General features: G+C 52.7%; 20 protein-coding genes. 12 read left to right on the forward strand and 8 right to left on the reverse strand.

Going from position 1 to position 22,669, the window contains the following annotated elements; translation table 11 throughout:
- The first annotated feature begins 13 nt into the window (after positions 1 to 13).
- Positions 14 to 1,438 (forward strand): bifunctional D-glycero-beta-D-manno-heptose-7-phosphate kinase/D-glycero-beta-D-manno-heptose 1-phosphate adenylyltransferase HldE, encoded by a 1,425-nt coding sequence (hldE, locus tag C4F51_RS03380; protein WP_193907156.1) that lies wholly within the window; start codon positions 14 to 16, stop codon positions 1,436 to 1,438.
- Positions 1,439 to 1,527: 89 nt separating this feature from the next.
- On the opposite strand, the gene C4F51_RS03385 is transcribed toward hldE, so the two are convergent.
- Positions 1,528 to 2,076 (reverse strand): DUF4136 domain-containing protein, encoded by a 549-nt coding sequence (locus C4F51_RS03385; RefSeq protein WP_193907158.1) that lies wholly within the window; start codon positions 2,074 to 2,076, stop codon positions 1,528 to 1,530.
- A gap of 116 nt (positions 2,077 to 2,192) precedes the next feature.
- On the opposite strand from C4F51_RS03385, the gene C4F51_RS03390 reads away from it, so the two are divergent.
- Positions 2,193 to 2,990, forward strand: coding sequence for an undecaprenyl-diphosphate phosphatase (locus tag C4F51_RS03390; RefSeq protein WP_193907160.1), 798 nt, complete (start codon positions 2,193 to 2,195; stop codon positions 2,988 to 2,990).
- A 3-nt stretch (positions 2,991 to 2,993) separates the two neighbouring features.
- Here C4F51_RS03390 and C4F51_RS03395 read toward each other — a convergent pair whose 3' ends face one another.
- From C4F51_RS03395 to C4F51_RS03415, 5 genes are all read right to left on the reverse strand, one after another.
- Positions 2,994 to 3,377: a gamma-butyrobetaine hydroxylase-like domain-containing protein gene (locus tag C4F51_RS03395; RefSeq protein ID WP_193907161.1), complete on the reverse strand. Its 384-nt coding sequence runs from the start codon at positions 3,375 to 3,377 to the stop codon at positions 2,994 to 2,996.
- A gap of 92 nt (positions 3,378 to 3,469) precedes the next feature.
- Entirely contained in the window at positions 3,470 to 4,789 is a 1,320-nt protein-coding gene (gene hslU, locus C4F51_RS03400; RefSeq protein WP_193907163.1) for an ATP-dependent protease ATPase subunit HslU, read from the reverse strand.
- 29 nt (positions 4,790 to 4,818) lie between these two features.
- Positions 4,819 to 5,349, reverse strand: coding sequence for an ATP-dependent protease subunit HslV (gene hslV, locus C4F51_RS03405; protein WP_328701301.1), 531 nt, complete (start codon positions 5,347 to 5,349; stop codon positions 4,819 to 4,821).
- A gap of 127 nt (positions 5,350 to 5,476) precedes the next feature.
- Complete coding sequence (locus C4F51_RS03410; protein WP_193907167.1) at positions 5,477 to 6,061, reverse strand: SPOR domain-containing protein; 585 nt, start codon at positions 6,059 to 6,061, stop codon at positions 5,477 to 5,479.
- A gap of 89 nt (positions 6,062 to 6,150) precedes the next feature.
- Positions 6,151 to 8,370, reverse strand: a complete 2,220-nt coding sequence (locus tag C4F51_RS03415) for a primosomal protein N' (protein ID WP_193907168.1) — start codon at positions 8,368 to 8,370, stop codon at positions 6,151 to 6,153.
- A gap of 221 nt (positions 8,371 to 8,591) precedes the next feature.
- On the opposite strand from C4F51_RS03415, the gene rpmE reads away from it, so the two are divergent.
- Together rpmE and C4F51_RS03425 are read left to right on the forward strand one after the other, a co-directional pair.
- Complete coding sequence (gene rpmE / locus C4F51_RS03420; protein ID WP_193907169.1) at positions 8,592 to 8,807, forward strand: 50S ribosomal protein L31; 216 nt, start codon at positions 8,592 to 8,594, stop codon at positions 8,805 to 8,807.
- A gap of 163 nt (positions 8,808 to 8,970) precedes the next feature.
- Entirely contained in the window at positions 8,971 to 9,642 is a 672-nt protein-coding gene (locus C4F51_RS03425) for a thermonuclease family protein (RefSeq protein WP_193907170.1), read from the forward strand.
- A 4-nt stretch (positions 9,643 to 9,646) separates the two neighbouring features.
- Here C4F51_RS03425 and C4F51_RS03430 read toward each other — a convergent pair whose 3' ends face one another.
- Complete coding sequence (locus C4F51_RS03430; protein WP_235992267.1) at positions 9,647 to 12,112, reverse strand: penicillin-binding protein 1A; 2,466 nt, start codon at positions 12,110 to 12,112, stop codon at positions 9,647 to 9,649.
- A gap of 175 nt (positions 12,113 to 12,287) precedes the next feature.
- Between C4F51_RS03430 and C4F51_RS03435 the strand changes: the two genes are divergently transcribed.
- The 8 genes from C4F51_RS03435 to C4F51_RS03470 all read left to right on the forward strand — a co-directional run bounded on the left by C4F51_RS03435 (position 12,288) and on the right by C4F51_RS03470 (position 20,527).
- Positions 12,288 to 13,355, forward strand: coding sequence for a pilus assembly protein PilM (locus tag C4F51_RS03435; protein WP_193907172.1), 1,068 nt, complete (start codon positions 12,288 to 12,290; stop codon positions 13,353 to 13,355).
- Positions 13,355 to 13,927, forward strand: a complete 573-nt coding sequence (locus C4F51_RS03440) for a PilN domain-containing protein (RefSeq protein ID WP_193907173.1) — start codon at positions 13,355 to 13,357, stop codon at positions 13,925 to 13,927. Before C4F51_RS03435 ends, C4F51_RS03440 begins: the two co-directional genes overlap by 1 nt.
- A gap of 1 nt (position 13,928) precedes the next feature.
- Positions 13,929 to 14,540, forward strand: coding sequence for a type IV pilus inner membrane component PilO (locus C4F51_RS03445; RefSeq protein WP_193907175.1), 612 nt, complete (start codon positions 13,929 to 13,931; stop codon positions 14,538 to 14,540).
- A 2-nt stretch (positions 14,541 to 14,542) separates the two neighbouring features.
- The gene (locus C4F51_RS03450; protein ID WP_193907177.1) at positions 14,543 to 15,073 is read left to right on the forward strand and encodes a pilus assembly protein PilP; all 531 of its coding nucleotides are present in this window, start codon (positions 14,543 to 14,545) and stop codon (positions 15,071 to 15,073) included.
- A gap of 6 nt (positions 15,074 to 15,079) precedes the next feature.
- Complete coding sequence (locus tag C4F51_RS03455) at positions 15,080 to 17,266, forward strand: type IV pilus secretin PilQ (RefSeq protein ID WP_235992268.1); 2,187 nt, start codon at positions 15,080 to 15,082, stop codon at positions 17,264 to 17,266.
- 2 nt (positions 17,267 to 17,268) lie between these two features.
- Positions 17,269 to 17,790: a shikimate kinase AroK gene (gene aroK / locus C4F51_RS03460; RefSeq protein WP_193907179.1), complete on the forward strand. Its 522-nt coding sequence runs from the start codon at positions 17,269 to 17,271 to the stop codon at positions 17,788 to 17,790.
- A gap of 67 nt (positions 17,791 to 17,857) precedes the next feature.
- Positions 17,858 to 18,934 (forward strand): 3-dehydroquinate synthase, encoded by a 1,077-nt coding sequence (gene aroB / locus C4F51_RS03465; RefSeq protein ID WP_193907181.1) that lies wholly within the window; start codon positions 17,858 to 17,860, stop codon positions 18,932 to 18,934.
- Positions 18,935 to 18,991: 57 nt separating this feature from the next.
- Entirely contained in the window at positions 18,992 to 20,527 is a 1,536-nt protein-coding gene (locus C4F51_RS03470; RefSeq protein WP_193907183.1) for an AAA family ATPase, read from the forward strand.
- 74 nt (positions 20,528 to 20,601) lie between these two features.
- Here C4F51_RS03470 and C4F51_RS03475 read toward each other — a convergent pair whose 3' ends face one another.
- Positions 20,602 to 22,461, reverse strand: a complete 1,860-nt coding sequence (locus C4F51_RS03475; RefSeq protein WP_193907185.1) for a hypothetical protein — start codon at positions 22,459 to 22,461, stop codon at positions 20,602 to 20,604.
- Positions 22,462 to 22,669 lie beyond the last annotated feature (208 nt).

The following is a 22,669-nucleotide window of genomic DNA, read 5'->3' on the forward strand; positions in this document are numbered from 1 at the left end:
CCAGGGACCTTCTATGCAGTTAACCATGCCTTCTTTTGATCGTGCGCATATTCTCGTCATTGGCGATGTAATGCTGGATCGCTATTGGCATGGTGGCACTACGCGAATCTCCCCGGAAGCGCCGGTACCTGTTGTAAAAGTAGGGCAGGTTGAAGACCGTCCCGGTGGTGCCGCCAACGTAGCATTGAACATTGCTGCCCTGGGTGCCGGCGCCTCATTGATTGGTGTCGTCGGCGAAGACGAAGCCGGTATGGTATTGCAAAGCCGCCTTAAAGCAGCCGGTATTCGCACCGATTTTCAGATTTCCGCACTCCGGCCAACCATCACCAAATTGCGCGTCGTCAGCCGGCACCAGCAGTTACTGCGAATGGATTTTGAGGAGCAATTCCAGGCCGATGATTGCGATCAGTTCCTGCAAAAAGCGCGGGTTCTGATGCCTTATATGGATGCAATGGTGTTGTCTGATTATGCCAAAGGCAGCTTGCAAATTGCGCCGGAATTAATCGCTCTGGCGAAGCAGTTTTCCGTGCCGGTGCTGGTGGATCCCAAAGGACATGATTTTTCCCGCTATCGCGGTGCCACGCTACTGACTCCCAATTTTGTTGAGTTTGAGTCGATCGTCGGGCGTTGTCGTACCGAGCAGGATATTGTGGAACGTGGTGCTGCTCTGGTTCGCGATCTGGATCTGCAAGGTATTCTGGTAACGCGTGGCGAACAGGGTATGACCCTTTTGCGTGCCGGGCAGCCAGAACTGCATTTGCCGGCGCGAGCGCGCGAAGTATTTGATGTCACGGGTGCTGGCGATACGGTTATCTCTGTATTGGCTGCCGCTATTGCATCCGGACAAAGCATTCCGGAAGCGATGGCGCTGGCCAATCTTGCGGCAGGCATTGTCGTTGCCAAGCAGGGTACTGCAACGGTCAATTCACCGGAGTTGCGTCGGGCGGTACAAAGCGAGCAAGGTTCCGAGCGTGGGGTCGTTACCGAAGAGCAGCTGTTGATTGCCATTGAAGACGCGCGCGCGAGTGGTGAGCGTATTGTATTTACCAACGGTTGTTTCGATATTATTCACGCCGGACATGTGGGCTACCTTGAAGAAGCCAGAATGCAAGGTGATCGGCTGATCGTTGCGGTCAATGGCGATGCCTCTATTCGACGTCTTAAAGGTGAAGGGCGTCCGATTAATCCGGTTGACCGGCGGATGGCGGTACTGGCAGCACTGGAGTCGGTGGATTGGGTATTATTTTTTGATGACGATACGCCAGAGCGTTTGCTCGAAACCATTAAACCGGATGTACTGGTAAAAGGTGGTGATTACCGTGAAGATCAGGTGGTGGGTGGCGAGATCGTTAAAAGTAACGGTGGCCACGTCAAGGTGCTCGGTTTTGTTGAAAGTTGTTCAACGACTGCCATCGTTAACAAAATACGCGAACAATAATTTCGGCATTTCCATTTTGTAAAAAAAACCGACAAAGTCTGTCGGTTTTTTTGTTTATAGCGGTTGAGTATTATTGAGCATGAAAAATATTATTGCGGCGGATACTGTTGCAGCAATTTTTCAATAACAACTGCCAGTTGCTGCTGGTTTTCTACGGCCAGATTTTTTACCGCCACATTGTTGGCCGAGCCGCGCCATAACAAGGCATTACTTTTTTGATCGGTAAAGTCCACCACGATGGTGCCTGCCAGTTTACTGCGGTTCAACAGTTGGCCACTGCCGAGGCCAATGCTGCCATGTCGCCCCACTGGCAAGCCTATGCCAATACCAATGCCGGTTGAAGGGGCAGATGAAGTCTGTAAAAAGAGATGAAGATCGACAAGAATATCAGCGTCTTCACCGACTTTGCGCAGCCCCTGACGCGACAGTTGATTATCCACCAGGGATTGCACCCGCTCCTGATTTACACCGGTAACTTCGGATGATACCTGTCGCCATTGGTAGGTTCGGTATTCCTGAAAAGTGGCGTCGGGTTTGAAGTCGCGGGTGTATTGCGGCCCGCTGCTACAGCCTGCCAGAAGCACCAGTAATCCGGTAAAAAAAGCAGAGATAGATCCACGTAATACAGCACTATTCATGATATTTTCTCCGGGTTATGTCTTACTATCCTGGCACGAGTTGACCAATTGTAAATGGTTCGATTTTAACTCAAACTGTCGACCCTTCATCATCCCATCCCTTACGGATAAACAGTATGGATTTATTGCAGATTATCGTTCTGGCTTTGGTGCAGGGAATCACTGAATTTATACCCGTATCCAGCTCTGCACACCTTCTACTGGTTCCCGTATTTGCCAATTGGCCCGATCAGGGGCTGGCTTATGACGTGGCTCTGCATGTAGGCAGTCTGGTCGCGGTGTTGATTTATTTCCGTAAGGAAATCGGGCGCATGATTATCGCCTGGTATCGTTCCATTCTTTACCGCGAATTCAACGAAGACAGCAAGTTGGCCTGGGCGGTTATTCTTGGCACCATTCCGGTCGGGCTGGCCGGGCTGTTATTCAAAGACTGGGCGCATACCGCCATGCGCTCACCGCTGGTTACCGCTTTTGGTTTGATTGTTTTTGGCTTTGCATTGGCATGGGCCGGTTGGCGCAGCCGTGGTGAGCGCACCGAATACCAGATGTCCTGGAAAGATATTTTGTACATTGGTGGTGCCCAGGCGCTGGCATTGATTCCCGGTACGTCCCGCTCCGGTATTACGCTGACCGCAGCCTTGCTGTTGGGGTTGAGTCGTGAAGCCGCTGCCCGTTTTTCTTTCCTGCTATCCATTCCTGTGATCGTTCTTGCCGGAATGGTTGAAACCCGTGAGCTGGTGTTAGCGGGCGAAAGTGTTGACTGGAGTGCAGTTGCGCTGGGCACCCTTATTTCCGGTGTCAGTGCTTTGTTTTGTATTCACTATTTCCTGGTGTTTATCAGAAAAATCGGTGTTCAACCTTTTGTGGTTTACCGTATTGCGCTGGGTATTTTGTTGCTGGTGTTGTTCTGGTAATAACTAGTCCGGCTGGATAAATCGAATGGCGCTGGTGTGAGCTTCGCGGCTTGAACCGGCGTTATCCAGTTTTAGCAAATATGCATCCCATAAGGTTTGTTGATGGGTGCAAAGTCCTTCCAGGTAATCCCAGGTATAAATGCCTGAATCGTGTCCATCATCAAATATCAGCCTGATTGCATAATTGCCGGAGGCTTCAATGCCGGTGATCAGCACATTTTTTTTCCCGTATTGAAGCACTTCCTGACCTTTGCCGTGGCCTTTTACTTCAGCGCTGGGTGAATGCACGCGGAGAAACTCAGCGGTTAGCTGCGAGGTTTTTTCGCCAAACTGAAGTTCCAGCAAGCCGGATTGTTTGTGCAGTTGAATGCGGGTTGGGGTGGCCATCGTTTTATGCTGCCTGTATCCGGGTAAACGCTGAAAAATGACAGGCAAACAATATCGGCAAGCACAGCGCGTGCTTGCCGATGGTATTGCCGTTACAAAATAAACCGACTCAGATCTTCGTTTTTCGCCAGCTCGCCCAAATGGGCTTCTACATAGGCGGCATTGATTTCCAGTGACTTCTGTTCATTGCCTGAATCAAAAGAAATATCTTCCAGCAGGCGTTCCAGAATGGTGTGCAACCGACGAGCGCCAATATTTTCAGTGCGCTCGTTTACTTCCCAGGCGGTTTCCGCAATGCGACGAATGCCGTCTTTGGTGAAATGCAGCTCTACCCCTTCCGTAGCCAGCAGCGCCTGCTGTTGTTCGGTCAGGGAGGCGCGCGGCTCGGTAAGAATACGCTCGAAGTCATCCGGTGTCAGTGCCGTCAATTCTACGCGTATTGGCAAACGACCTTGCAATTCCGGAATCAAATCAGACGGTTTGCTCAGATGGAATGCGCCGGAGGTGATAAACAAAATATGGTCGGTTTTAATCAGCCCGTGTTTGGTCGTCACCGTGCAGCCCTCAATAAGCGGCAGCAGATCACGCTGCACACCTTCGCGGGATACATCAGCGCCTGTGGTTTGACCCCGGCGCGTTACCTTGTCGATTTCGTCAATAAACACAATGCCGTTTTGCTCTGCTGCTTCAATAGCACGGGTTTTAACATCTTCTTCGTTAACCAGCTTGGCCGCTTCTTCGTCTTGCAGTTGTTTGAATGCCTGCTTGACGGTCAGCTTGGTATTACGGGTTTTGCCATTGGATAACGATGAAAACATATTTTGCAGCTGGCTGGTCATGTCTTCCATGCCCGGCGGTGCCATTATTTCTACACCGACCGGCGTTGCCGCCAGATCAATTTCAATTTCTTTGTCATCAAGATCGCCTTCGCGCAGTTTCTTGCGGAAAATCTGGCGGGTTCCGTTTTCGGTGGCGCTAGAGGTTTCAGCGCCGCGTGCGGGTGGTAAAAGTGCATCCAGAATACGCTCTTCAGCCGCTTCCATCGCCCGGTGCTTGACGCCCTTCATGGCTTGCTCGCGATGCAGTTTGATAGAGACATCGACCAGGTCGCGAATAATGGATTCTACGTCGCGCCCCACGTAACCCACTTCGGTGAACTTGGTGGCTTCCACTTTAATAAACGGCGCGTTGGCCAGTTTGGCCAGGCGGCGGGCAATTTCGGTTTTACCCACGCCGGTTGGACCAATCATCAGAATATTTTTTGGCGTAATTTCGCCGCGCATATCCGCGGCGACTTGCATACGGCGCCAGCGGTTACGCAGCGCAATAGCCACCGCGCGCTTGGCGTTTTGTTGTCCGACAATGTGCTTATCCAGTTCGTGAACAATTTCACGGGGAGTCATAATCGACATGATGTATTTATCCGGTAGTAGCGAGGGAATTACTTGCGGTAATCCAGTAACTCGATGGTTTGATTCTGGTTGGTGTAGACGCAAATGTCGCCTGCAATGGTGAGGCCTTTTTCAACAATCGTGCGTGCATCCAGCTCGGTGTTTTCCAGCAACGCTCGCGCCGATGCCTGTGCATAAGGGCCGCCGGAACCGATCGCAATAAGATCATTCTCCGGTTGGATTACATCGCCGTTGCCGGTAATGATCAAAGACGCTTCGTGGTCGGCCACCGCCAGCAGGGCTTCGAGGCGTCGTAAGGCGCGATCGGTGCGCCACTCTTTGGCAAGCTCTACGGCGGCGCGAGTCAGTTGACCGTTATGCGCCTCCAGTTTGGCTTCAAAGCGTTCAAACAACGTAAAGGCATCAGCGGTGCCTCCGGCAAAGCCGGCCAATACCTGATTTTTGTAGAGGCGGCGCACTTTACGGGCGTTGCCTTTCATCACGGTATTGCCCAGCGAAACCTGGCCGTCGCCACCTATAACAACCTGGCCATCACGGCGAACAGAAAGAATTGTAGTCACGAAAAAATCCTTACGATCAACAGGCTCCGACGGTTTCGGAGCCATGCATTGAAAAAGAATTTGGGGGCGGGCGGCAGGAATTCAACCCGGAAACTGGCAATTGTTTGTTTCCGGGAGGTGTGGCGGATTATTGCTTGTTTCGTTTCAGCATCAGCGCGTTGTACTGGTTATTAACCAGCGTGGAGCGTGCACTGTTCAGCCGTGCCTGGTCGGTAAACGGACCGACCACCACGCGGTGCCAGATCTCGCCGTTGCGGATGGTAACTTTCTCCAGCCGCGCTTCCAGATTCAGCATCAGCAGTTGTGCGCGCAGCCGGTCTGCATCAGCCTCACTGGCAAATGAGCCTACCTGCAAAATAAATTCATCAGCCGGCGTTTGTGTCTCTACTTTTGCCGGTGGTGTTTCGGCGGTTGGCTGCACCGGTTCGGTAGCCGGAACAATCACTTCACTTTCCTGCAGAAGTTTGTAGAAATCAAAACGCGGCTTTGGTGTTTTGTTATCGACATCCGCAGTGGGCGGTGCTTCTGTCGCAGCCGGTGGTTTTACCACCTGTGATGGCGGCGGGGCGATATCCCATAAATACACCAGAAAGGTAATAAAGCCTCCCAGTATGCCGCCAATAAACAACCACAGCCAGCCGGGCAACTGGCGCTTGGGTGGCGCTTTGCGACGGGGAGCGGGGCGAGTTTTCCGGGCGTAATCTCGAGGCATTGTTCTTCCTGACTATCAAACAGGGCGCAATTGTACTCAGCTGTTCTGCTTACGTCACTAAGGCAAAAAAACCGCTGTGATGCGGGGCGTCAATTCATCTCGCAAGGATCGACATCCAGCGACCAGCGGACGCGTTTACCCAGCGCGTGTTGTTCAAGCTGCAGCGCCAGTGTGGCGAGCAGATGCTGCAAAGGTTTGCGCTGTTGGCTACTGAATTGCAACAGGTAACGATAACGGTCACCGCGTTTTTCCATCAGTGCTGGCAAGGGGCCGAGAAACTCAATCGCTGGCGACATGCCGGTGTGGTTTTCTGCCATCTCCCGCGCCAGTTGCAGGAAGGCGCTCGCCAGCTCGGGGCGTTTGCTTTCTGCACGCAGCAGCGCAAGGTGGCGAAAGGGCGGCATCTGCGTTATCTGCCGCTCCTGTAAAATCAGTGTCGCCAACGCATGATAGCCCTCATACATCAAGGTTTGTACCAACGGATGGTCGGTGTGATGGCTTTGCATGATGACCTGACCGGGCTTTTCTGCCCGACCGGCGCGCCCTGCTACCTGTAATAGCAGTTGTCCCATGCGCTCCGGGCCGCGAAAGTCGGTACTGAAAAGCCCGGCATCGGCATCCAGAATGACCACCAGCGTGACATTTGGGAAATGATGGCCTTTGGCCAGCATCTGGGTACCGATCAGGATACAGGGGTCGCCGCGCTGAATTTCATCCAGCAAATTCTCCATGGCGCCTTTGCGGCGGGTGGAGTCGCGGTCGATACGGATTACCCGCGTATCGGGAAAACAGCTTTGCAGGGCAATTTCGCTGCGTTCCGTGCCCTGGCCGAGCGGTTGCAGTTGTTGGCCCTGGCATTGCGGGCAGCGCCGGAGCACGGCGCGTTGATGGCCACAGTGATGACAATGTAAATGTTTGGGATGGTGATGCAGGGTCATGCGGGCATCGCAGTGGTTGCAATTGGCCAGCCAGCCGCAATCGTGGCATTGCAATGCCGGCGCGAAGCCGCGGCGATTGAGAAAAACCAGTACCTGATTTCCGCTGTGGATTTGCTCCTGAATAGCATCCAGCGTTTCCCGGGCAAAACCTTCGTGCAGAGTTTTTCCACACAAATCCACCAGATGAATGGTCGGCGCCTGTGCATTGCCCGCCCGCTGTGTCAGGCGAAGATGCTGGTAGCGTCCGTTCATGGCATTGCCGAGTGTTTCCAGCGACGGGGTAGCGGAGCCCAGCAACAAAGGTATTTGCAATTTGCTGGCGCGCATCACAGCGATATCCCGTGCCGAGTAACGAAAGCCGTCCTGTTGTTTAAAGGAGGCGTCGTGTTCTTCATCGATAATAATGATGCCCGGCGTGGCGAGAGGCGTGAATACTGCGGAACGGGTGCCAATAACAATGCGGGCTTTACCTGACCTTGCGTCAAGCCAGGCATCCAGCCGTTCCCGATCAGACAGGCCGGAATGTAGCGCCACCACAGGCACCGCAAAACGGCGGGTGAAGCGCGAAATGGTTTGCGGCGTCAGGCCTATTTCGGGTACCAGCACCAGCGCTTGCAGGCCTTTTTCCAGTACTTTTTCGATGGTTTGCAGATAAATTTCGGTCTTGCCGCTGCCGGTCGTGCCGTCCAGCAGGCTGACCTGAAAGCCTTCGGTCGCTATTTGATCGAGTGCCTGCTGTTGCTCAGCGGTGGCGACCATTGGCTGTTCGCGCAGTATCGGGCGGGCTTTATCTTCCGGTTGCGGAGCGGGCGTGCCTTGCCGGATCAGGCCTTTTTCCTGCAAGCTTTTTAAAATTGCCGGCGTAACAGCGTTCAGGCGCATCTCACTTTGAGAAAGGCTCGAGCACTGTTGCAGCAGGGTGATAACGGCGGCCTGTTTCGGCGCGCGACGCAGCGCACCTTCCGGCAGGCCCTTTCCTTCATGGGTTAACTGGTAGTGCGGTTCGGCGGGTTGCACGAGTGGCGCCCCCTGGCGTAACAGTGCTGGCAGGGCGGTAGAGAGCGCTTCACCCATCGCACATTGGTAGTAATTGGCTGCCCAGACTACCAGCTCCTGCACTTCAGCCGAAAAAGCCGGTGAGGGGTCAACCAGCCGTGTGGCGGCCTTCAATTTGGTGCTGACGATTTCACTGTCACTGACGACGGCCAGCAGTACGCCGATCAATTGACGATTGCCAAAAGGAATTTCCACCAGTGTGCCGGGTTGCAGGCAAGTAATCTCTGCAGGCGGCAAATCCACCGGAGGCAGATAGTCAAAGCTGCGTCGTAAAGGCACAGGAACGGCAATACGCAGAAGAAGTGGAGCACTCATTACCACTGACCGATTGAAAACAGGGGGCATTATGATGGCATATTCGCGCTTGCCGATGCAGGGATGGTTTGGTCAGCGTCACCAGGCAGTCCCTGGAGTGTTAAATAGCTTGTGCCTGCCGGCAAATCTGGTAGTATCCCCGCTCCATTTTACCCAACCGTTGTGCGGTGCCTGACAATAAACGCTCGGGTGGCGGCACATAAAACGCAAAGGCCTTTACCATGCAAGCAGAAATTCATCCGGAATATACCGCCATCGCTGTTAACTGCAGCTGTGGTAACAAATTTACTACTCGCTCTACCCTGGCGAAAGACTTCCACGTAGACGTGTGCAGCGAATGTCACCCGTTCTACACTGGCAAGCAAAAAATGGTAGACACCGGTGGCCGTATCGATCGCTTCACCAAGCGTTTCGGCAGCCGTATCGCCAAGAAATAAGGACTGTCTTGCGGTGTTACTACCGAAGCATCCTCAAAAAACGCCGGCAGGTTTATCCTCCGGCGTTTTTTTTCGTCTGTTATTTTGTTTTGCGTTGCCGGTTTTTCTTGCGCCCCCGGTCGCGGCTGACTGTCAGGTAGATGGGCGGCGCGAAGTCGTCGCTGTGGCGACAGTGCACGATGGCGATACGCTCAGGTTAAAAGATGGTCGACGGGTGCGCGTTATTGGTATCAACGCGCCCGAGACGGCTGCGCGAGGGCGACCGGCAGAGGCGTTGGCGGCTCCGGCGACACAATTCGCCCGTCGCTTCGTAGGCCGCGAAATAACCTTGGTGTATGACCGTGAAAGCCAGGACCGCTATGGCCGTACGCTTGCACATGTTTTTAGCAAGGAGGGGCGCAGTCTGGCCGCCGCTGTATTGCAGGAGGGATTGGCCTTCCCGGTGGCAGTGCCGCCCAATCTGGCCGCAGCCGATTGCTTTGCTGGCCGTGCTGACAAGGCGCGAAAGTCGGGTAAAGGCGTTTGGAGTCACCGCAGCTGGCTGGCTAGCGAGGTTAAAAGCCTCAGCGCTGATGTGGCAGGTTTTCAAAGAGTTCGCGGCAAAGTTACCAAAATTTCCGGGAGTCGGGATATCTGGCTGGAAATGGACGGCGCGGTAGTATTAAAAATTGCCGCGGCGGATCGTCGCTATTTTGCGGATAAGCAATGGCTGGCCTGGAAAGGTCGCACTATTGAGGTGCAGGGATGGCTTGTTAGTCGGCCGGACGCTGCACGTAAAGGATTCAAGCCTCTGCAGTTGCAGGTTCGAACCCCTTACGCGGTGACGGTATTGTAGTTCGTCAGAACAATTCTTCGGGTAAAACTTCTTCGCGGTTGGACGCATCAAAACCGGACGCCGGTGCTGACGAAGGGGCGTCTTCTGCCAAAAACAATTCAAAAATCGCATCCGGATCGCCAGGTGCTGCACGGTGCCCGGTTTCAGGATCAATGCGTACGGTCACTACGCCATCCGGCTGGGGTGGCAGGTTCATCGGCTTGCCTGCCAGCGCCTTGCGCATAAATTCAACCCAGATTGGCAAGGCCGCCGAGCCGCCGAATTCGCGTTTGCCGAGCAGGGTGTTCTGGTCAAAGCCAACCCAGGTGACGGTTACCATATCCGGGCTGTACCCGGCAAACCAGGTATCTCTGGGGCCGTTGGTTGTTCCTGTTTTGCCCGCAATATCGCTACGTTCAAGCTGCCGGGCGTTGCGGCCGGTACCGCGATTGATCACGTCCTTCAGCATCGAGTCAAGAATGTAAACCACCCGTTCATCCACAATGCGCGGCGCGTAATCCTGCTCGGCTGATGTTGCTGGTGATACGGGTTGTTCTTCCGTCAGTGCCAGTGAGTCTTCAAAAGAGGTATAGGCGGGCAACGAAGGTTCTGCCGCTGCGGGTGTATAGGCTTTTCGTGCTACATCTGCCCGTTCACACTCGCGGCAAACCCGTTTGGTCTTGTGTTGATAAACCACATCGCCCTGATCATTTTCAATACGGGTGATCAGGTGGGCATCGACCTTGTAACCTCCATTGGCAAAGGTTGAATAACCGGTGGCCATTTGCAATGGTGTCAGGGCGTGTGTGCCCAGCGCTAAGGTAAGGTCGCGGGGGAATTTGGCCGGATCAAAGCCGAAGCGACCCATGCCGTCCAGTGCGGTTTGAATGCCCAGCGTACGCAACAAACGGATGGAAACCAGATTGCGCGAGCGGTAGAGCGCCTGGCGCAACCGCATCGGGCCGGAAAAGGTGCCGCCGTCATTCTCCGGGCGCCAGGCTACGCCGGTGGCAGTATTTTCAATAACGATAGGCGCGTCGTTGATAATCGACGCTGGCGTGAATCCGTTTTCCAGTGCAATGGCGTATAGAAAGGGTTTAAAACTGGAGCCTGGCTGGCGAGTGCCCTGAACCGCACGGTTAAAGTGGCTTTGTCGGAAATCAAAGCCGCCAATCAAGGCTCTGATGCCGCCATCTTGCGGATCCATTGCCACCAGTGTCGCCTGAACCGCCGGCGTTTGGGTCAGCTGCCAGCGGTCTTCCTGATCCTTGCGCACCCGAATCAGGTCGCCAGCGTGCAGAAAGTCAGCCGCTTTGGTCGGCGCGGGACCGCGACTGTCTTCGTTGATGTAGGGGCGGGCACTGGAAAGGCCCTGTTCCCAGCCCAGCTCCAGGAGGGTGCCGTTTGCCAGAATGGCTTTGACAGACTTCTCCTGAACCTCGGTGACAACCGCCGCTTGCATGCCACCCAGCGCGGGGTAATGGCGAAGCTTGTCTTGCCAGTCGCGAAAGCCGGGTTCTTTGGAGGGCTCCAGCCGTTGTTCCGGGCCGCGGTAACCGTGGCGGCGATCATAATCCATCAGACCATTGATGACGGCTGTTTGGGCGCCGGATTGCAGCTTGCTGTCAACCGTGGTGAAGATTTTGTAGCCATCGTTATAAGCCGCCTGACCAAAGCGATTCACCGCTTCCTGTCTGGCTACTTCGGCTACGTAGGGCGCATATAAATCCAGTGCCAGCCCGTGGTAGCTGGTCTCAATCGGTTCTTTCACTGCTTCATCGTGGGTTGCCCGGTCAATAAAGCCCAGCTCCAGCATACGAGCCAGAATCCAGTCCCGGCGAATCAGGGCGCGGCTCGGATTGGCGATAGGGTTATAGGCAGAAGGCGCTTTCAGTGATCCTACAATCGCCGCGTGCTGTGCCACATTCAAGTCTTTGGCATCTTTGCCGTAATAGATCTGAGCGGCAGCTTGCAATCCGTAGGCGTGGTTGCCAAAAAACATCTTGTTGGTAAAGAGCGCCAGAATCTCTTCTTTTGTGAGTTCGCGCTCAATTTGAAAAGAAAGCAGAATTTCGTTGAACTTTCGGGTAAAAACCTGTCGCCTTGTCAAAAAGAAGTCACGAGCGAGCTGCATCGTAATGGTACTTCCGCCCGATTGTATCTGTCCGGTTTTTAAAATTTGTGAACCGGCTCGCAACAGTCCTTTGATAGACACGCCATGATGGTCGTAGAATTCCGCGTCTTCTGCGGCAAGTAACGCTTTGATAAATAAGGGTGGGATTTCCTCATAGGCAAGTGGATTGCGGCGTTGCTCGCCAAACTCGCCAATAAGTTGATTGTCGCTTGAATAAACTCGCAAAGGAGATTGTAATCGGATCTGTTTGAGGCTTTCGACGTCGGGTAAATTGGGGCTTAGATAGAGGTACATACCCCCCGACGCTACCAGTGCAGCACTCAGGCCGGACAGTAGTAACCAAAAAACGGTACGCAAAAAGGTATTTTTAGGCGGCATTTTTTCTATGAGAATTAACAGGTTAGCAATTGTGCTGCGTTTTGCCAGCATTATACGGTCTTTTTAACTGTTTACATATGGATCGGTTTGTTGCACGCTTGAGTTAAAGTGCTATAACATGAACAGCGTCTAAGTTACGGAAATAGATAGAAAAATGGGTATTTTAGACTTCCTGGAAAAGAAAGCGAAACCGGTGCTTGGACTCGACATCAGTTCGTCTTCGGTAAAGTTACTTGAACTCAGTCGTCACGGTGATCGTTATCGGGTGGAAACCTACGCGGTCCGACCTCTGCCACCGAACGCCGTCGTAGAAAAAAACATAAACGACCAGGAAGAAGTGGCCACTGTCGTCAAGGCAATGGTCAAACAATCCAAAACCCGTCTCAAACATGCCGCGGTTGCCGTCGCCGGCTCCTCTGTTATTACCAAAATTATTGATATGCCTGCAGGTCTCAGTGACGATTCGATGGAGATGCAAATTTCCCTTGAGGCAGATCAGTACATTCCTTTCCCGCTGGAAGAGGTGGCGCTGGACTTTGAAGTTCAGGGAGCTTCTCCGCGCAATCCCGAGCAGGTCGAAGTACTTTTGGCCGCTTGCCGACGTGAAAATGTCGATGCCCGGGTCAACGTCTTGCAGCAAGCCGGGCTTGCCACAGAAAAAGTGGATGTTGAAGCCTATAGTATGGAGCGTGCTTTCGAGCTGGTTTCCGAGCAGCTGGAAGACCGTGAAGGTCAGGTTGTCGCCATCATTGATATCGGCGCTACCATGACCACGCTCAGCGTGCTGGTCGATGGCAAAACGGTATATTCCCGCGAACAATTATTCGGTGGCAAGCAACTCACCGAAGAAATCCAGAGGCGTTATGGCCTTTCCATGGAGGAGGCCGGTCTTGCCAAAAAGCAGGGCGGGCTGCCGGACGACTATGAAGCAGAAGTGCTCACCCCTTTCAAAGAAGCGGTCGTACAGCAGGTGACACGCTCGCTGCAGTTCTTTTTTTCTGCCAGTCAATACAACGATGTTGATTATATTGTGCTCGCCGGTGGTGTGGCCTCAATGGATGACCTGAGCGCGTTGATCGAGGAAAAGTTGGGCACCCAAACGCTGGTTGCCAATCCTTTTGCCGGCATGTCGGTGTCCTCGCGGGTTAACGCTGTAGCGCTGGCAAATGATGCTCCTTCTCTGATGATTGTGACAGGACTCGCGATGAGGAGTTTTGACTGATGGCAAGAATTAACCTGCTGCCCTGGCGGGAAACCTACCGTAAAGAAAAGAAAGACCAATTTATTGCCATCCTGATCGGCGTAGCTATGTTGTGCGCGGTGATTTGCTGGTTGTGGATTTCGAGTGTGCAATCGGCCACTGAAAATCAACAAGCGCGGAATCAGCTGCTTGAAAAACATATTGCCGAATTGCAAAAGCAGGTTGATGAGATCAAAGAGTTGAAAAAGATCCGCGAAGATTTGCTGACGCGCATCAAAATTATTCAGGATCTTGAAGGTACCCGGCCAGTCATCGTGCGTTTTTTCGATGAGTTTGTGCGTGCCGTGCCTGATGGTGTTTATCTGAGCCTTTTATCCCGCACCGGTGAAGTGATTTCTATTGAAGGCGTTGCCGAGTCCACCAATCGCGTGTCCAGCTTTATGCGTAACCTTGAGCAATCCGATTGGTTTACATCGCCCAATCTGACGTCTGTGGTGGCTGAGCCCAAAGCCGGTGAGCAAGCCAGCGCATTCAAAATGACGGTCAGAACTTCAGCACCGGTCGATACAACAGCGGAAGGAGCGGCGAAATAAAATGGCCCTGGCAGATACCATGGAACAACTGCGAGAATTCGATATTAACAATATCGACTGGCAAAAAATGGGCATATGGCCCTGGCCGGCAAAGGTATTTTTGTGTGCCTTGCTGGGCGGATTGATCTTTGGCGGTGTTTACTATTTCAAAGTCAGTGATATGAATTTGAATTTGCAAACGATAACCGCTAAAGAAAACACCCTGCGCGAATCTTATAAAGCCAAAAGTTTTGAAGCTGCCAATCTTGATGCCTACCGCGCACAAATGGTGGAGATGAATAATACCTTTGAATCTTTATTATCCCGTTTGCCTACCGATACCGAAGTGCCAGGTCTGTTGGAAGATATTGACCGGCAAGGCGCGGAAAGTGGTCTGGCGATCAACGAAATCAAGTTGGAAACAGAAAAGGCTGCAGAGTATTACATTGAGCTGCCCATCAGCATCAATGTTGAAGGTGGCTACCATGATCTTGGCAGTTTCGTGAGCGGTGTGGCAGGTATGCCGCGTATCGTTACTTTGCACGATTACACGATTTCGCTGAAAAAAGATTCTCCTATCCTGACGATGAAAATTGCAGCAAAAACCTATCGCTATAAAGCGCAGGAGCAATAGTCATGATAAAAAAATACATTGCACTGCCAGTAGTTATTTTTACGGGTTTGCTCGCCGGTTGCGACAGCGCGCGTCATCACCAGGATCTGGTTGATTTCATGGAAGAAACAAAACGGCGGCCACAAGGGCAGATAGAACCGCTGCCGTCATTCAAGCCCTACCGTCCCTTTGCGTATGGTGCAATGACTTTGCGCAGCCCCTTTGATAAACCGGTGACAGAGGAAACTGCTTCGGTAAAAGGCGGGCGTACCGTTGAGCCGGATATGAACCGTGAGCGTGAATATCTGGAAAGTTTCAATATTGCCAGTCTTACCATGGTTGGATCGTTGACCAAAGCGGGGCAGCTGCAAATCCTGATTAATGATGGACAGGGTGGTGTGCATCTGGTGTCAAAAGGCAATTACCTGGGAAGAAATCACGGGAAAATTATTGTTGCCGATACCAGTTTGATAGAAGTATTGGAAATTGTCTCTGACGGCGCGAGTGGTTGGGTTGAGCGCCCCAGAATCATTAAATTAGAAGAAAAGGAATAAGCGGCCATGCAAGCTTTGTTCTTATTGGGGTTAAAAATGCGAAATATCTGCCTGTTAATTGCTTGCCTGCTGTGCTCAACGGTCTCGGCTGCCACACTGAATGATATTCGTTTTGCCGAATTGCCGGGAGAGCGCTTTGAAGTAAGAATGATATTCTCGGAAGCCCCGCCAGAACCCGCCGGATACACCTTGGAAAAGCCCGCCAGAATCGTGCTGGATTTTCCTCAGGTAGTCAGTGAATTAAAAGCGCGTCGTTTTCCGCTCTCCTTTGAAAATGGCCAAAGTGCCATGGTGTTAACTACCGAAGGTCGCACCCGCCTGATTCTCAACTTGCGCGACCTTGCTACTCATACCACGCGTGCTGAAGGCAATATGTATATTGTTGAAGTTGGCGCGAGTGATGGAGGTTATGCTTTAGCCAGAACAGAAAGTGTTGTGGATATTCAGCAGCCGGCGTCCCGTCAGTCTGCTGCAGTAAGCGGCCCTTCGATCACCAGTATTGATTTTCGTCGTGGCACTGAAGGTGAGGGGCGAGTGATTATTGGTCTTTCCGATAGCACCATCAGTGCAGATATGGCAGAAACATCTGCTGGTGTCCGGTTGACGTTTAACAATGTGCATTTGCCAGCCGAGCTTCGCCGCCGCCTTGATGTTATAGATTTTGCTACGCCGGTTTCTGTTGTGCATGCCACAGAGGACGGCGGTGGCTCAGTGCTGAATATCTCAGCGTTGGGTGAATATGATTATCTGGCGTATCAGGCAGATAAAGAATATGTGTTGAGTGTCAAACCCCTTACCGCCCGCGAAAAAGCCGAACGTGCCCGCGAGTTCCAATTTACCGGTGAAAAATTATCCCTCAATTTCCAGGATATTGAGGTGCGAGCGGTACTGCAAATTATTGCCGATGTTACCGATTTGAACCTGGTGGCCAGTGATACTGTGCAGGGGCGCATCACTCTGCGTTTGTCCGGCGTGCCATGGGATCAGGCGCTGGATCTGGTGTTGAAAACCAAAGGTTTGGATAAGCGCCAGGAAGGTAATGTATTGATGGTTGCGCCTGCGGCGGAAATTGCCGAGCGTGAGCGTCAGGAGCTGGCCACCCGTCGTCAACTGGAAGAGCTTGCACCGCTGCGTACCGAGTACGTACGTGTTCGTTATGCCAACGCCAAGGATTTGTTCGAGTTATTCCGCGGTGATCGTGGCGAGAATGGCAGTAATCGTGGGCGTCAGGAAGGCGGTGCGGCTGGCCGTGGCAGCAATCAGACTACCGGCAGCGTGTTGTCCGAACGGGGGCATGCCATTGTAGATGAGCGCACCAACTCCATTATTGTTACCGATACATCCGATCGCCTTGAGGCATTCCGCCGTCTGGTCGAGCAAATTGATATTCCTATCCGTCAGGTAATGATTGAGGCGCGGATCGTGGTGGCCAACACCGATTTCCGTCGTGAGCTCGGTGTGCGCTGGGGCGGTGCCGGATATGGCATGGTCAATGGCAACCGTGGTGTAGTGAGTGTTTCCGGTTCTACCGAAGGGCTGGATGATGTTGACGGCACCAACCCTGCGTCATGGTTTACCGGCTCAAGTGGCAGTTTGAACCTGCAAGAGGGCAAGATGGTTGACCTGGGTGTTGATAATGCGGCTGGCAGTTTTGCTTTCAGTATTCTGACCGATAACGCCTTTCTGGATATGGAGCTGTCAGCGCTGGAAAACACCGGCTATGCCGAGATTGTCTCCCAGCCAAAAGTTATCACTGGCGACAAGCAGCGCGCTACTATTGAAAACGGTACTGAAATTCCTTACCAGGAAGCCTCTGCCAGTGGTGCCACCACGACCCAGTTTAAAGAAGCGGTATTGAAGCTGGACGTAACGCCACAAATTACCCCGGATAACCGTATTATTATGGATCTGGTCATCAATCAGGACTCGGTCGGTGCTATTAACCAGGCAACCGGTATCCCAACCATTGATGTTACCCAGTTGAACACCAAGGTGCTGGTAGCCAATGGCCAAACCGTGGTGCTGGGTGGTGTTTTCCAGGTTGAGCAGGTGCGTGGTGAAGACAAGGTGCCGTTGCTCGGTGACATTCCGGTAGTAGGACGTCTGTTCAAACGTACCGTGAACGAGCAAAATAAGCGTGAGTTGCTGATTTTTATCACCCCCCGCATTATGTCGGACAGTTTGACGCATTGATTATGTTGGAAAAAAATATCTACCTTGTCGGCCCCATGGGGGTCGGCAAATCTACCATCGGTCGCCTTTTGGCGACCGAGTTGTCTCTGTCTTTCCATGATAGTGATCGCGTTATCGAGGAGCGAACCGGTGCCGACATTCCATGGATTTTTGACATGGAAGGTGAGTCCGGCTTTCGCGATCGTGAAACCGCGGTATTGATTGAGTTGGCTGCCGGGAAAAATCTGGTCGTAGCCACCGGCGGAGGGATTATCACGCGTCCGGAAAACAGCGGCATTATGCAATCGTCGGGATACGTCTGTTATCTCACTGCCTCCATTGATCAATTGGTGGAGCGTACCGCACGCGATAAGAAGCGCCCGCTGCTACAAGTTGAGAATCCGCGTCAGAAAATCATTGATCTTCTGGAGCATCGGCACCCTTTGTACAGCCAGGCCGCCGATTTTGTTATCAACACCGATCGCCGCTCGCCCAAATCTGTCGCGATGGAAATTGCCTCTCTGGTTCTCTCTGCCAACCGCTAACAGGCTGTGCCTATGGTAAAGTGCGGGAGAATTTCATTTTTTATTGTTCAAGTCCCGGGTGGTTGTCATGCATGAATTAACCGTCGATCTTGGTGATCGCAGTTACCCTATTTATATCGGTGAGCATTTGCTGGGCGAGTCCCGTTGGCTGCAGCCCCATATTCCTGGCAAACAGGTTTGCATTGTTACCAATGAGACTATCGCCCCGCTGTACCTTTCCCGGCTAAAAGCCTCTTTGGATGGTTATCAGATCCACACGGTCATTCTGCCCGATGGGGAAAGCTTCAAAACGCTGGAAGTGGTAAACCGTATTTTTGATGGTCTGCTTGAATCACGGCACAACCGCACCACCACGCTGATAGCGCTGGGTGGTGGGGTTGTTGGTGATATGACCGGTTTTGCTGCTGCCTGTTATCAGCGTGGCGTTGGTTTTATTCAGGTGCCGACTACTCTGCTGGCGATGGTCGACTCATCGGTCGGCGGTAAAACCGGCGTAAATCATCCGCTGGGTAAAAACATGATCGGGGCTTTTTATCAGCCTTATTGTGTATTGGCCGATATGACCTTGCTCGGCAGTTTGCCACCGCGCGAGCTGTCGGCGGGTATTGCAGAAATTATCAAATATGGGCTGATTTCCGATTATCCATTTTTTGAATGGCTGGAACAGAATGTTGACCGCTTGCTGGTTGGCGATCAGGAAGCCCTTGCTTATGCCGTGGAACGATCATGCCGGAATAAGGCCGAAGTGGTTGCGGCGGACGAGCATGAAGGCGGTATTCGGGCCATTCTTAACTTTGGCCACACCTTTGGCCACGCGATTGAAACGGCGCAGGGCTATGGCAATTGGTTGCATGGTGAAGCAGTCGCTGCCGGCATGGTAATGGCTGCAGATCTTTCCTGGCGGCGCGGCGATATCAGTGCTGACGAGTTGGCGAGAGTCAGGGATTTGCTGGTTCGTGCACGATTGCCGGTTACCGCACCTGACGATATGACGCCAGCGCGTTTTGTCGAACTGATGGGCGTCGATAAAAAAGTGCTGGATGGCCGCTTGCGGCTGGTGCTGCTGGAAGCCATGGGCAACGCCGTCGTCACCAGCGATATTGACACCGATCTGCTTGCAGAAACGTTTGCTGCCTGCCGTTAATGGTGAAGGCCGGCCGTCAATAAAAATGAATAGGGTTTTGAATGCAGGAGGGCGCCAATGAGTGCTGAACCACCCCGGGAGCCAAAGGAAGAATCTTTTTCAGCAAGGGATCCATCCGGCCATTCCGATATATTATCCAGTGATGAACCGATTCAGGATTATCGTCAGCGTTATGGCTTATCCATGGATCCCTTTTCCGAAGAACCCTACTATCCGTTTTTTACCGGCGGACAGCGTGGTGAGTTGCTCGAGCAGGTCATCCATCTGTGCCAGTTTGGTCAGGGCGTAACGGTTGTTGCGGGTGATCGAGGCGTTGGTAAAACCCGTTTTGCGCTGGCGCTTTATGAATCGCTGGATCAATCACAGGTTTGTTTCATCAGCGCGCTGCCAACTTTACAGGCCGATGTGCTATTGCAGCATATTGCTGCGCACGCCGGGTTTGAAACCGCGGGCGCTACCACAGGCCAGTTGATCAGCGCTCTCACCGACCCTGATAATTTTTCGGAAGAGCACGGTTTTTCGTTAATCGTCATTGACGATGCGCATCATCTTGATGACGAAACTATTGCAGCCTTGTTGAGAATTACCCGCTCTGCTGATGCTGCGCATCAAAAATTCCAGGCGGTGTTAATTGGTGATGCACTGCTGGTGGATCGCCTGAAAAACTTGCCGGTTATCCCGACGCAAGTCAATGATTACGCGCTGCCTGCTCTGACCTTATCCGAAACCGTGGATTATATTGGCTTTCGTATGGAGATGGCTGATTATCTCGGGCCGGATATTTTCAGCGAAAATCTGGTTAGCCCATGGTGGCGCTCTGCCCAGGGGCGCTTGTCGGTTATTCACAGCAAGGCGCGCGAGCACCTGCTAAGCACTACTTTGCCGGAAGCAAAAACCACCGAAACTAAAAACTTTCCGCTGGTGCATATTGTGGCAGCTGCGGCCCTGGGTTGCGCCATTCTCATGGCGTTGTTTTATCGTGGTGGGGATGACTCGACAGACATTCCGAAAACCCAGCGAATCCCGCTGAACCTGCAGGCGGTTTCTTCGTCCAGCGAGGCATCCCTTGCATCCTCTTCTGCTGCCATGTCGGTCGCGGCTCCCGCTATTAGCGATTCGGAGGTCAGCCTTACCGAGGAGCCTGCGCCAGTGTTGAGTGGAGAGCGCGATGTCGTTTCTCTGCCGCCGCCGGTGCTTGCCTCATCGGCCTTTTCTGTTGCCGTATCCTCTGCCGTCAGTAGTGCAGCTCGCAGTTCTGCGGCCGCGACGACTACTTCCCCTGCATCGGGTCTGAGCGCGGATGAGCAGGTGTTGATGTCCTGGGGCTCCGGCGAATATACCTTGCAGTTGCTTGGCGTTAGTAATCGCAAGGCTGCTGCCGATTTTGTTGCCGCTCAGCCAAATCGTGATGACCTGTTGCTGTTTCGCAGTACCCGCCAAGGCAAGGATTGGTTCGTGGTTGTTGTCGGGCGCTATCAAAATTCCGGAGAAGCCAGAGCGGCTGTTGCAGGATTACCGGACGTGCAATCCAAAGGCGGGCCATGGCCGAGAGTATTAAGAGATATTCAGCAGGAATTGCGACAAAGGAATTGATTGTATTGCAGGCAATAAAAAAGCAGCCAGTGGGCTGCTTTTTTATTGAGTTATATTTTTACGATACCAACCATTTATTCCGGATTAGGGGTTGGGGTTGGGTTTGGGGTTGGAATAGTTGGCGGTGGGCTGCTGATTCTTGTCATCATTGAGGTGACAAGTCCATCCGGTGTGGTGATGACAACTTCCAGATAGCCGCTTGGCACGTCATTTCCCGTCATGGTTGCGCCTGCGATCAATATTTGTGTGTCGTAGGTTGATGGGATGGTGATTTCATCGCGTGGAGTAACTGCCATCCCTCTTGCATTTGCAGCACTGAAAAGAACTTTGGTGCCTGCAGGGAGCGGGTTTCCGTGCTGATCGGCAAGCCATGCTTCAAAGTTACCGCCTGTGTAAGGAAGTACAGCTGGTTGGCCTTGCAGTCTGCCATTCTCGGTATAAGGAATGTTGCTGGACATAATGATCAAATAATCACGGCGGATGGTGACACCGCTGCGGGTACATTTACCATCGGTGGCATCCTGTTCCCGGCACAATACGCCGTTGTATAGTCCGTCAGCGACATCTCGGGCACCATTCTGGTTAAAGTCCATGAACCATTCGCCATTGTCGAATTTGCCGCTGTGATTGGAATCAAGGAAGGCTTCTCCGAGGTCATCGCACGCAAGCCTGCCCATTTCTGCCGATGCTGGTGGTACATTGAACTCACAGGCGGCGTTGTTGCTGGCAAAAACATCTACATCAAAGTCATACCAGCCATTACCGTTAACATCCATAAAGGATTCATTACCGGTGGTATGTGCCAACACGCGAACATGGCCTACTCGTGAGGGGGTCGCAGGGCGTGGATCAGGGCGGGGATTCTGACTGGTCCATGTGACGCTACATACGCCATTTGCTGTGGTGCAGCTCGGGGTTATAGAGCCGCCACTGGTGGTGAACGAAACGCTGGTTCCATCGGCAGGGGGGTTATTAAATGCATCAGCAAGGCGAATAGTGAAGCTAACGTTTTCGCCATCGACGTTCCAGGCGTTCGGGTTTCTTACCGATGCAGACAAAGACATACTCTTCTGGTCAGGTACGCCGGTTGATACGTATAAGTTGCGTGACTGTGTGGAAAGTCCGGTATCCAGATGTCTGGCATTCACGGTTATCGGGGTCGCCACGGAGCCAGCTTGTACAACAATGGTTGCATGGCCTTCTTCGTTGGTTTTTGCACGCTTGGCATCGGGAGCATCGCTGGAGTCGCATTTGCTATTAACGAGGTCTACTCCGCCAGCGCGGGTATTCAGATCAAACTCAACACAGGTTCCTTTGATCGGAGCACCGGTACTGCCTCTTACCAGAAAGCGCACACTGGCGGTTTCGTTGCCCCCGGTTCCTTTAAGGCTGATTTGTTGTGGTGTGGCATCCACGAACTGGATTGAACTGATGGTATCCAGCTCAACATTGATACTGCCTTTGGCGGTTAGCAGCGTGCCGTTAAGGTTGGCAGTGGCGGTGATGTCATCTCGTCCGGCGCAGCCATTAGCTGTGTAGCTGACAGAGGCCTGGCCGTTGGTGATGGTTACCGGGTTGGCTGACAAGGTTGCTTCATTAGCCGCGATACAACGAGACGTAAATGCAATCGATGTGGTATCTGTTGAGAGGGAGCGATCTGCATTAACGAGGTTAATCGTCAGGGATGTTGTTCCGCCTGCTGATAGCGTGTCACTTCCTACGCCTACGCCTATTTCGCCTGCTTTAAAGTCACCGCCTGATCCAACACCGATAATCCTTACCGTGGACACCGAGCTGGAGCTTCCCGATCCTGGCTGGTTGGTAATGCCGTCGACCCGGTTACCGCCTCCGCCGCCACATGCCAGCAGTGTTAACCCCAGCGAACCGATGGAGACGAGTTTAAGCAGAGAAAGCCTGGGAATATTTGAGTGCATGATATCTTCCTGAGTCATCAGTGTGTGCCATATATTGGTGCGATGGCTTGGTGCTCGTGTGCATTTGTGGTGCAAAAACCATGCGGCACGACCACTTTTGGCCTTATTGTTAAAACCGTGTCCAAAATGGTGCCTGGAGGCCTTTAAAACCTGTGTTTTATGCTGAAAAGCCCCGCAGGCCGGTAACTTAGCCTATTCCGAATGATTG

It is taken from the genome of Cellvibrio polysaccharolyticus (genome assembly GCF_015182315.1).
Taxonomy (GTDB): Bacteria; Pseudomonadota; Gammaproteobacteria; order Pseudomonadales; family Cellvibrionaceae; genus Cellvibrio; species Cellvibrio polysaccharolyticus.